The sequence below is a fragment of the Neorhizobium sp. BETTINA12A genome, assembly GCF_023006485.1.
GTDB lineage: Bacteria > Pseudomonadota > Alphaproteobacteria > Rhizobiales > Rhizobiaceae > Neorhizobium.
Genome location: NZ_JALBGW010000183.1, coordinates 1 through 8,889, shown reverse-complemented (window position 1 = coordinate 8,889; position 8,889 = coordinate 1). Strand labels below are relative to the sequence as shown.

Below are 8,889 nucleotides of genomic sequence, written 5' to 3'. Positions count from 1 at the left end.
CCCCGACCGCCCTTCGCGCGCAGCGTCACCGTCGTCTCCCCACCGGACAGCAGGACCGCCGGTTTTGCGAACGGCCGGTCGCGGAGCGACACCTCGCGGGCAAGCGCCGCATGCACCAGCGCCACATCACGCGCTTCGCCTTCGACGGAATCGGAGAGGATATAAGGCGTCACCCCATGGGCGCGGGCGACTTCGGCGGCCGCCTCCAGCGAGACACCGGCCGAGGCAATGACGAAATGATCATGGCGAGCAAAGATGGGATCGTCCGGTTCCGGCGCGTCGGCAGCCGGCGAATTCAGATGAGCGATCATCGCAGCCGGCAGTTCCAGCTTGTACTGCTCGACGATCGCCAGTGCATCGTGACGCGTCGTGGCATCCGGAATGGTCGGACCGGAGGCGACGAAGGCCGGATTGTCGCCGGGAATATCCGAGACGATCAGGCTGACGACACGGGCTCTGGTCGCCGCCGCAAGCCGGCCGCCCTTGATGGTGGAGAGATGTTTGCGAACGACATTCATGGCCGAGATCGGCGCTCCCGAGGCAAGCAGCGTCTCGTTCAGGGCGATCTCGTCTTCCAGCGTCAGCCCTTCGGGTGGGGCAGGCAGCAGGGCGGAACCGCCGCCGCAGACGAGCGCGATGACGAGGTCGTTTTCGGAGAGGCCGGAAATCGTCTCGACCAGCCGTTTTGCGCCGGCGAGGCCCGCCGCATCCGGCACCGGATGCGAGGCCTCGAGTATCTCGATCGACTTCGTTTCACAACCATAACCGTAGCGGGTCACGACCACGCCGGTCAGCGGTCCGGTCCACACGCTTTCGAGTGCTGCCGCCATCTGGGCCGCACCCTTGCCGGCGCCGACGACTACGGTGCGGCCGTTCGGGGGCGGGGCGGGCAGGTGCTTCACGATGCCGGTCAGCGGATCGGCGGCCTTCACGGCAGCCTTGAACAGCGCCTCCAGCAGTTCCCGGTCCCTCATCGCTTTTCCTCCACTTCTCCGTCACTCGCGCTCTTTCGATCACGCTCGTCAACAACCGTCAACCGGGCTTGATCGCGCCGCCGCCTTTGGCGCGGAACAAAGCGAGCGAGTGTCGGTTGTCCCATGGGCTCACCAAAACGAAGGAGCGAAAAGCATGCCTGAACATCTGAAAGAAGCCGGTTACCCAGGCCAGATCGACATCGGCGGCGACAGGTCACCCGTGACTTACAAATTGAAGGCGAGAAAAGAGGATGACGGCGCGTTCCATGTGGCGGTGAGCCTCAGCGCCCCGCGCGACTGGCTGCTGAAACATGGCTTTCGCAAGGAGGCCACGCTGGTACGCCAGGGCGGTGCTGAAACGCCGGTGCATTTTGAGGAAACGCTTAACGTCGCCGACAATATTTCGGTGACGCTGCGCGCCGATGACGCGGTGCTAGCCTCGATGGACGAATTGCGCCGCACGTTTCCCGAGCTGCGACCGACCTGAACCCTCGGCAACTGTTTGCGCGCAGGAACCGCAACGTATAATCGCTGGTCCGACCGGTCGTTCGGCCGGGCATTCTTTTGACGGTTAAGGCGGCGAGATCTTGGAAAGGCTTGAACAGAAGACAGCGGCGCGATCCTGCGGCACCTGCACGCTCTGCTGCCGGCTTCCCGAAATCTCGGCGCTGGACAAGCCGCCGGACGCCTGGTGCCGGCACTGTACGGAGGGGCAGGGCTGCGCAATCTATACCGACCGGCCTCAGCTTTGCCGCGATTTCCTCTGTCTGTGGATGACGGACCCGGGTGTTCCAGAGGTTTGGCAGCCGCTGACATCAAAGATGCTCGTCTATGAGCAGGGCGTGCAACTGACGGTATTGGTCGATCCGGACCATCCGGATGTCTGGAAACAGGCGCCGTATCGTTCCGATCTCAACGATTGGGCCGAGGCTGCGCAGGCGCGCGGCCACTACCTCATCCTGTTTTGCGGCGACGACGTGATGAAGATAGAGCCGGGCGTCACCGCGCCGGCATGATCTCTGCGGCGGCCTGCCGGATGGTCTGCATCAGGATCGAGAGCGGCGTGGAGGGATTTGCATCGGCACGAATGGTGAGGCCGACCGGGCCGCGGGTCTCGCTTGTGTCGATCGGCAGCGTCGCCAGAACCCCGTCCTCGATGTCGGCTGCGACCACTCCGGCGGAGATGATCCAGATCGCATCGCTCGACCGTACGAAGGCACGGCCGAAAGCGTCGGAGACGGTCTCCACCTGGGTCGGCAGGCTGGCCACGCCATTGGCGATCAGGAACTGTTCGACCGACGGCCGGATGATCGAGCCGCGCGTCGGCATCAGCACCGGATAGTCGGCAAACCCTTCGAAGATCGATCGCTTGCCGTCGAGCAGCGGGTGCCCGGTGCGGACGGCGAACACCACCTGTTCCGAGTAAAGATGTTCGAAGGAGAGGCCGGTCATTTTTTCCGGCAAGGCGAGCCGGCCGACCACCAGATCGAGATCGCCGACCCGAAGCTGTTCCATCAAAACGGCATTATCTCCCGTCACGATCTTAACTCGGCTGCCGGTCTTCTCGGCGAGGAAGAGCGTCATGGCGAGCGGCATCACTCGTGTGGAGACGGTCGGGAGCGCACCGATGCGGACCGGGGGTGCTGAATCGAACAGTTCCTGCGAGACGGAATCGATGCCTTGGCGCAGTGCCGTCAGCGCCGCGCCCGCATGGCGCAGAAAAACCTCGCCGTAGCGGGTGATGCGGATGCCGCGGCCTTCGCGCTCGAACACGGCGACGCCCAGCGCCTCCTCGAGCTCGCGGATGGTCTTGGTGACGGCCGGCTGGCTGACATGCAGAATTTCGGCTGCCTTGACCACGCTTTTTTGGCGCGCGACCTCGACAAATGTATGCAAGTGCCGAAACTTGACTCGGGAGTTGATCAAGATCAAATAACCCTGCGGTTAGGGGATCATGCTGAAATATCATTTTACCTAACCGGAAACTAGTGCAATCTATCAAAGCGAGAGGAGGCGCTGATGCAGTTTGTACACATCAACGACATTGTGATCCATTACGACATCCAGCGCGCAGGCGACGGAAAGCCCGTCGTCGTGTTCATCAATTCGCTCGGAACCGACAGTCGCATCTGGCATCACGAACTGCCGAAGCTTGCCGAAGATTATACGATCCTCACCTATGACAAGCGCGGCCACGGGCTGTCCGGCCTTGGCAATCCGCCCTATTCGATCGCCGACCACGCGGCCGATCTCTCCGGCCTGCTCGACCACCTGCAGCTCAGCCAGGTCATCGTCTGCGGCCTTTCGGTCGGCGGGCTGATTGCGCAAAGTCTGTATGCCACCCGGCCGGACCTCGTGAAAGCGCTGATCTTCTCCGACACCGCGCACAAGATCGGTACGGCCGAAAGCTGGGCGGCGCGCATTGCCGCCGTCGAGCAGAACGGCATCGGCAGCATCCTCGACGCGATCATGGAGCGCTGGTTCACCGCACCGTTCCGCAAGCCGGACAATGCCGCCTACCAGGCCTATTGCAACATGCTGGTGCGCCAGCCGACCTCCGGTTACAGCGGCACCTGCGCCGCGATCCGCGATGCGGATTTCACCGAGGCCGCCAAAAGGATCGCGGTGCCCGTGCTCTGCATCGTCGGCCGCGAAGACGGCTCGACACCGCCCGAACTCGTCAGGTCGTTTGCAGACCTGATCCCCGGCGCGCGTTACGAAATCATCGAGGGTGCGGCGCATATTCCCTGCGTCGAGGCACCCGCCGCCCATGCCGCGCTGATCCGCGGCTTCATCGAACAACTCGAGGATTAGACATGGCCGATCCTGCCGCGCCATCGGAACGTTACGCTCAGGGCATGAAGACCCGCCGTGCGGTGCTGGGCGACGCCCATGTGGACCGCGCCCTGGCAAACCAGACACCGTTCGACGGACCGTTCCAGGAAATGATCACCGAAGGCGCCTGGGGCACGGTCTGGTCGCGCCCGAACTGGACGAAGCGCGAGCGCTCGATGGTGACGATCGCGCTTCTCGCCGCACTCGGCCATCACGACGAAGTCGCCATGCATATCCGCGCAACCGCCAATACGGGTGCGACAAAGGACGATATCTGCGAAGCCCTGATGCATGTGGCAATCTATGCCGGCGTACCGGCCGCCAACCATGCCTTCAAGATCGCCAAAGCCACTTATGCCGAAATGGACGCGGACAAGGCCGCGGGAGAGCAAAAATGAAGAACACACCCCCAGAAACCACACCCTTTTTCGCCCGTGACCGGGAATGGCATCCGCCGGCCTTCACGCCGGGCTACAAGACTTCGGTGCTGCGCTCGCCGCAGCGCGCGCTGATTTCGCTCGAAGGCACCAAGAGCGAGATCACCGGCCCGGTCTTCGGCCACAACATCCTCGGCGAGTTCGATAACGACCTGATCGTCAACTATGCGAAGCCCGGCGAGATGGCGCTTGGCGAACGCATCCTGGTCTACGGCCGCGTCATCGACGAGCGTGGCCGCGGCGTTCCGGGCGCGCTGGTGGAATTCTGGCAGGCCAATGCCGGTGGCCGTTACCGCCACAAGAAGGAAACTTATCTCGCCCCTCTCGACCCGAATTTCGGCGGCTTCGGCCGCACGATCACCGACGAGGACGGCGGCTACGCCTTCAAGACCATCAAGCCCGGCCCCTATCCGTGGCCGAACGGCGTCAACGACTGGCGTCCGGCCCATATCCACTTCTCGGTTTTCGGCCATGGTTTTGCCCAGCGCCTGATCACCCAGATGTATTTCGAGGGCGATCCGATGATCTGGATTTGTCCGATCGTGAAGACCATTCCGGACGAAAACGCGATCAAGGGGCTGATTGCCGCGCTCGACATGCAGAACACCATCCCGCACGACATGCGGGCCTATAAATTCGATATCGTCCTGCGCGGCCGTCGCTCGACATTCTTCGAGAACCGTAAAGAGGGCAACTGAGATGGTCCAGCCGCTCACCTACTTCAAGGAATCCGCCTCGCAGACCGCGGGTCCGTATGTCCATATCGGCTGCACGCCGAACTTTTCCGGTATTACCGGAGTCTACGACACCGATCTCGGCTCCGGCCCGATGGTCAACGACCAGACGCGCGGCGAACGCATCACCATTCGCGGTTTCATCTATGACGGCGCCAACACGCCGCTCAAGGATGCGATGATCGAGATCTGGCAAGCGGACGCCGACGGCTATTACAACAGCCCGTCGGAAACCCGCGGCAAGGCCGATCCGAACTTCTTCGGCTGGGCCCGTCAGCCGGGCGACATGGCGACCGGCGAATTCGCCTTCGAAACGATCAAGCCTGGCAGCGTGCCCTTCCGCGACGGTCGCCCGATGGCACCGCACGTCACCTTCTGGGTCGTCGCCCGCGGCATCAATCTCGGCCTCAACACCCGCATGTACTTCTCCGACGAGGAAGAGGCCAATGCGGCGGATCCTATCCTGTCGCGCATCGAGCACCGCGTCCGGGTTCCCACCCTGATCGGCAAGCGTGACGGTAGTACCGTCACCTTCAACATCTATCTTCAGGGCGAAAACGAAACCATATTCTTCGATATCTGAGATCGAAGAATCAGGGTTCGCCCCGGGAGTAGATATGAGCGTCTCGGCTTTCGAGCATCCATTCCTGTCCGGTCTCGTCGGTGACGACGAGACCGGACAGCTGTTTTCGGTGAAAGCCGAGATCGACGCCATGCTGGCCTTCGAAACGGGCCTTGCCAAGGCTGAGGCGTCCTGCGGCGTCATCCCCGCCGAGGCTGCGGAGCGCATTGCCGCAGCCTTGCAGACATTTGAGCCGGACATGGCTGGCTTGCGAAACGGCACCGCGCGCGACGGCGTCGTTGTCGCCGAACTCGTCAAGCAGCTTCGCGATGCCGTCAGTCAGCAGGCGGGCGGCGGCGAGGCCGCCAAGCACGTGCATTTCGGCGCGACCAGCCAGGACGTCATCGACACGGCGCTGATGATCCGCCTGAAACAGGCCTGCTCTCTGTTCATCGAACGGATCGCCGCCCTCGAAAAGCATTTCGATGACATCGACCAGACATTCGGCAGCCGGAGGCTGATGGGCCATACCCGCATGCAGGCGGCGATCCCGATCACCGTTTCGGACCGTATCCGCGCCTGGAAAGAACCGTTGACCCGGCATCACCAGCGGCTCGACAGGTTTTCCGAGGCCGGTTTTGCCGTGCAGTTCGGCGGCGCTGCGGGCAGCCTCGACAAGCTCGGCGACAAGGCCGCCGACGTGCGCAAGGCGCTGGCCTGGGAACTGTTTCTGACCGACGCACCGCAATGGCAGAGCCAGCGCGACCGGCTGGCGGAGTTCGCAAACATCCTCACAATGATTTCCGGCTCGCTCGGCAAATTCGGCCAGGACGTCGCGCTGCTCGCGCTGATGGGCGGCGAAATGGAACTCGCCGGCGGCGGCGGCTCCTCCGCCATGGCCCACAAGCAGAACCCGGTGGCCGCCGAAGTTCTGGTATCCCTTGCACGTTTCAACGCGGTACAGCTTTCCGGCATGCAGCAATCGATGGTGCATGAGCAGGAACGCTCAGGTGCGGCCTGGACGCTCGAATGGCTGATCCTGCCATCCATGGTGATCGCGACCGGCGCGGCTCTAAGGCTAGCAACGGAACTTGCCGGCAATGTCAGGTCGCTGGGCAACGGCTGACGGCATCTGCATTGAAGGACGGGCAATTCTAGTATATTTTCGAAGAAAGATACTAGAGATGCTCCGGAGGTCGTAATGATCCTTTCCTACATGACCAGCGCCTCCTTCAACCAGAACCCGAGCAAGGCCCGACAGGCGGCAAACGAAAATCCGTTGGTCATCACTGATCACGGCAAGCCGACGCATGTGCTTGTCAGCTACGAGGAATTCGAGGCCAACTGGAAGAAGCCGAAGAGTCTTGCCGAGGCACTGTATGATCCTAACGGCTCGGACCAGGATTTTGACCCTCCGCGGCTCAGTTTCGAGAATCGCGAGATCGAATTCTGATGCCATTCCTGCTGGATACCAATGTCGTCTCGGCAGCACGACGTTTGAAGAAGCAGGCGGCCGAGTTTCAGAACTTCATGGAAACATTTCCCATGAACGACGCCTTTATCTCGGCTGTCACCGTCATGGAGGTGCAATTCGGGATCCAGCAGGAAAGCAAAAAGGATCCTGAATTCGCGGCCAACCTGGCGCGATGGCTCCGATCCCATCTGCTTGTCGATTTCAGCGACCGCATTCTTCCCTTCGACACGGCGATTGCTCTTCGCACCGGCACCCTCCCCACGCCGGACAAGCGGCCGTCACCGGATGCAATGATCGCCGCGACAGCGTTGCATCACGGGCTGACCGTCGTCACCCGTAACATCTCGGATTTCGAGCCGCTCGGCGTGCCCTGCCTCAATCCCTGGACTTTTCAAGGCTGAGCCGGCGAGGCTTGCGCTCCCCTACTCCGTGATCTCGACCGGATTGCCGTCGGGGTCCGATATCACCGCCTCGTAGAACCCGTCTCCGGTCATGCGGGCCGGGGAGACGAGGATGCCCATCACTGCCGCCCTGGCGGCCATCTCGTCGACCGCCTTTCGGCTGCCGAGCGAAATTGCCATATGTGCGTAACCGGCGCGCTCCCGCGGCGCTTCCGGCGCAATCCACGGGCCGCTCATGATCTCGATCGTAGCGCCTTCGGAAAGGGTGAGGAATTTCGAGGAGAAGCCGGGGCGCCGACGGCTCTCATAGAGCGGGCTGGCGGTGGCGCCGAACATGTCTTCGAAGAACGCGACGAGCCTGTCGAGTTCCGTTGTCCAAAGCGCGACATGCGCAAGTTTCATAACTCATCTCCCTCATGCCGGCTCCCGAACCGTCGCCGCCTGTCTTTCGTCAAACGCGGCCTCGGGCCCGAGCGAAAAGACGCAACGATGCCATCTCTGGTAGTGCTGTTAAACATATCCTCAGCATTTTCCGCAATCCTTAACCATAGCGGGCCAACAGGATTTGGCCATGACCTCAAATGCAGCAATGGATCTTTCCAATGACCATTAAATTCAAGCTTGTCGCCAGCGTCGTCGGCCTTGCGCTTGCACTGGCTGCGACGACGACAGCCGCATTCATCGGAATGGACACGCTTTCGGCCCGTACCCGCGTGATCGTAGAAGATCGAATCGAGCCCATGGCGCAGATCAAGATGGTTTCCGACGCATATGCGGTCACCATCGTGGACACCGCCCACAAGACGCGCAGCGGCGCATTCAGCTGGGAACTGGGCGAACAGACCGTCCGGGCAGCGCTTGTCACCGCCGACCGCGAATGGGCGGCCTACCAGGCAACCTACCTGACCGATCAGGAAAAAAGTCTTGTTCAGCGTTACCTCGGCGCTCATACCGAAACCACCAAGGCGGTCGGCGAGCTTCTGACGATCATGAGCAAGCGTGATCAGACGGCCCTGGATATCTATGTGACGAAGCGGCTCTACCCGGCGATCGAGCCGCTTGCCGAACCGCTGAACGCCCTGACCAAGCTGCAGCTCGACGTCGCGCACACGAGTTTCGAGGACGCCCTGAAGGACAAGGTCAGCCTCTTCGTCTGGATGACCGTGATCGGCGTCATCTCGCTGATCGTGGTCGGCTTCTCGATCCGGGTCGTGCTGTCGGGCGTCGTCGGGCCGCTGCAGCGTCTGCAGGATTGCATGCGGCGCCTCGCCGGCGGTGAACTGGCGCTGACCATTTTCGGCATGGACCGCAGGGACGAGATCGGCGGGATGGCGGCGGCAGTCGAGATCTTCCGTCAGGCGGCGCTCGACAACAAACGGCTGGAAGACGAGGCCATCGAAGCCCGCAACCGGTCGGAAGCCGAGCGCATCGACGCGCAGGAGCAAGCCGAAGCCGACGCATCCCAGAGGCTC

General features: G+C 62.2%; 13 protein-coding genes. 10 read left to right on the top strand and 3 right to left on the bottom strand.

Annotated features, from left to right (window positions below; all coding sequences use genetic code 11):
- Nucleotides 1-974: glycerate kinase (locus tag MOV61_RS26005; protein ID WP_247138649.1), on the bottom strand; the 974-nt coding region annotated here is incomplete at its 3' end.
- A 154-nt stretch (nt 975-1,128) separates the two neighbouring features.
- On the opposite strand from MOV61_RS26005, the gene MOV61_RS26000 reads away from it, so the two are divergent.
- Nucleotides 1,129-1,461, top strand: a complete 333-nt coding sequence (locus tag MOV61_RS26000; protein WP_247138648.1) for a hypothetical protein — start codon at nt 1,129-1,131, stop codon at nt 1,459-1,461.
- Between the two features lie 100 nt (nt 1,462-1,561).
- The gene (locus tag MOV61_RS25995) at nt 1,562-1,990 is read left to right on the top strand and encodes a hypothetical protein (RefSeq protein WP_247138647.1); all 429 of its coding nucleotides are present in this window, start codon (nt 1,562-1,564) and stop codon (nt 1,988-1,990) included.
- Here the strand turns inward: MOV61_RS25995 and pcaQ are convergent.
- On the bottom strand, nt 1,974-2,900 hold the full coding sequence (pcaQ, locus tag MOV61_RS25990) for a pca operon transcription factor PcaQ (RefSeq protein ID WP_247034601.1): 927 nt from the start codon (nt 2,898-2,900) through the stop codon (nt 1,974-1,976). The two genes, MOV61_RS25995 and pcaQ, sit on opposite strands and share 17 nt — an antisense overlap.
- A 93-nt stretch (nt 2,901-2,993) precedes the next feature.
- On the opposite strand from pcaQ, the gene pcaD reads away from it, so the two are divergent.
- The 7 genes from pcaD (at nt 2,994) to MOV61_RS25950 (ending at nt 7,417) form a co-directional block, all read left to right on the top strand.
- Nucleotides 2,994-3,788, top strand: a complete 795-nt coding sequence (pcaD, locus tag MOV61_RS25985) for a 3-oxoadipate enol-lactonase (protein WP_247138646.1) — start codon at nt 2,994-2,996, stop codon at nt 3,786-3,788.
- Nucleotides 3,789-3,790: 2 nt separating this feature from the next.
- The gene (pcaC, locus tag MOV61_RS25980; RefSeq protein WP_040123922.1) at nt 3,791-4,207 is read left to right on the top strand and encodes a 4-carboxymuconolactone decarboxylase; all 417 of its coding nucleotides are present in this window, start codon (nt 3,791-3,793) and stop codon (nt 4,205-4,207) included.
- Nucleotides 4,204-4,944: a protocatechuate 3,4-dioxygenase subunit beta gene (pcaH, locus tag MOV61_RS25970; protein ID WP_024163715.1), complete on the top strand. Its 741-nt coding sequence runs from the start codon at nt 4,204-4,206 to the stop codon at nt 4,942-4,944. The genes pcaC and pcaH overlap by 4 nt, the downstream gene beginning before the upstream one ends.
- 1 nt (nt 4,945) lies before the next feature.
- The gene (pcaG, locus tag MOV61_RS25965; RefSeq protein WP_247138645.1) at nt 4,946-5,563 is read left to right on the top strand and encodes a protocatechuate 3,4-dioxygenase subunit alpha; all 618 of its coding nucleotides are present in this window, start codon (nt 4,946-4,948) and stop codon (nt 5,561-5,563) included.
- Between the two features lie 34 nt (nt 5,564-5,597).
- The gene (locus tag MOV61_RS25960; RefSeq protein ID WP_247138644.1) at nt 5,598-6,668 is read left to right on the top strand and encodes a 3-carboxy-cis,cis-muconate cycloisomerase; all 1,071 of its coding nucleotides are present in this window, start codon (nt 5,598-5,600) and stop codon (nt 6,666-6,668) included.
- A 75-nt stretch (nt 6,669-6,743) separates the two neighbouring features.
- Nucleotides 6,744-6,995 carry a type II toxin-antitoxin system Phd/YefM family antitoxin gene (locus MOV61_RS25955; protein WP_247138643.1) on the top strand — a complete coding sequence of 84 codons (252 nt, stop codon included), beginning with the start codon at nt 6,744-6,746 and terminating at the stop codon, nt 6,993-6,995.
- Complete coding sequence (locus MOV61_RS25950; protein WP_040123918.1) at nt 6,995-7,417, top strand: type II toxin-antitoxin system VapC family toxin; 423 nt, start codon at nt 6,995-6,997, stop codon at nt 7,415-7,417. Before MOV61_RS25955 ends, MOV61_RS25950 begins: the two co-directional genes overlap by 1 nt.
- Before the next feature lie 21 nt (nt 7,418-7,438).
- On the opposite strand, the gene MOV61_RS25945 is transcribed toward MOV61_RS25950, so the two are convergent.
- A complete protein-coding gene (locus MOV61_RS25945; RefSeq protein WP_040123917.1) occupies nt 7,439-7,819 on the bottom strand; it encodes a VOC family protein in 381 nt (126 codons plus the stop codon).
- A 200-nt stretch (nt 7,820-8,019) separates the two neighbouring features.
- On the opposite strand from MOV61_RS25945, the gene MOV61_RS25940 reads away from it, so the two are divergent.
- The coding region (locus MOV61_RS25940; RefSeq protein WP_247138642.1) for an MCP four helix bundle domain-containing protein at nt 8,020-8,889 on the top strand (870 nt) is incomplete at its 3' end.

Bases quoted from the DNA above. Each gene is read 5' to 3' on its own strand.
- pcaD (WP_247138646.1), top strand. From the start codon at position 2,994: ATGCAGTTTGTACACATCAACGACATTGTGATCCATTACGACATCCAG.
- MOV61_RS25945 (WP_040123917.1), bottom strand. From the start codon at position 7,819: ATGAAACTTGCGCATGTCGCGCTTTGGACAACGGAACTCGACAGGCTC.
- MOV61_RS25960 (WP_247138644.1), top strand. From the start codon at position 5,598: ATGAGCGTCTCGGCTTTCGAGCATCCATTCCTGTCCGGTCTCGTCGGT.
- pcaG (WP_247138645.1), top strand. From the start codon at position 4,946: ATGGTCCAGCCGCTCACCTACTTCAAGGAATCCGCCTCGCAGACCGCG.
- pcaC (WP_040123922.1), top strand. From the start codon at position 3,791: ATGGCCGATCCTGCCGCGCCATCGGAACGTTACGCTCAGGGCATGAAG.
- MOV61_RS25950 (WP_040123918.1), top strand. From the start codon at position 6,995: ATGCCATTCCTGCTGGATACCAATGTCGTCTCGGCAGCACGACGTTTG.
- MOV61_RS26000 (WP_247138648.1), top strand. From the start codon at position 1,129: ATGCCTGAACATCTGAAAGAAGCCGGTTACCCAGGCCAGATCGACATC.
- MOV61_RS25955 (WP_247138643.1), top strand. From the start codon at position 6,744: ATGATCCTTTCCTACATGACCAGCGCCTCCTTCAACCAGAACCCGAGC.
- pcaH (WP_024163715.1), top strand. From the start codon at position 4,204: ATGAAGAACACACCCCCAGAAACCACACCCTTTTTCGCCCGTGACCGG.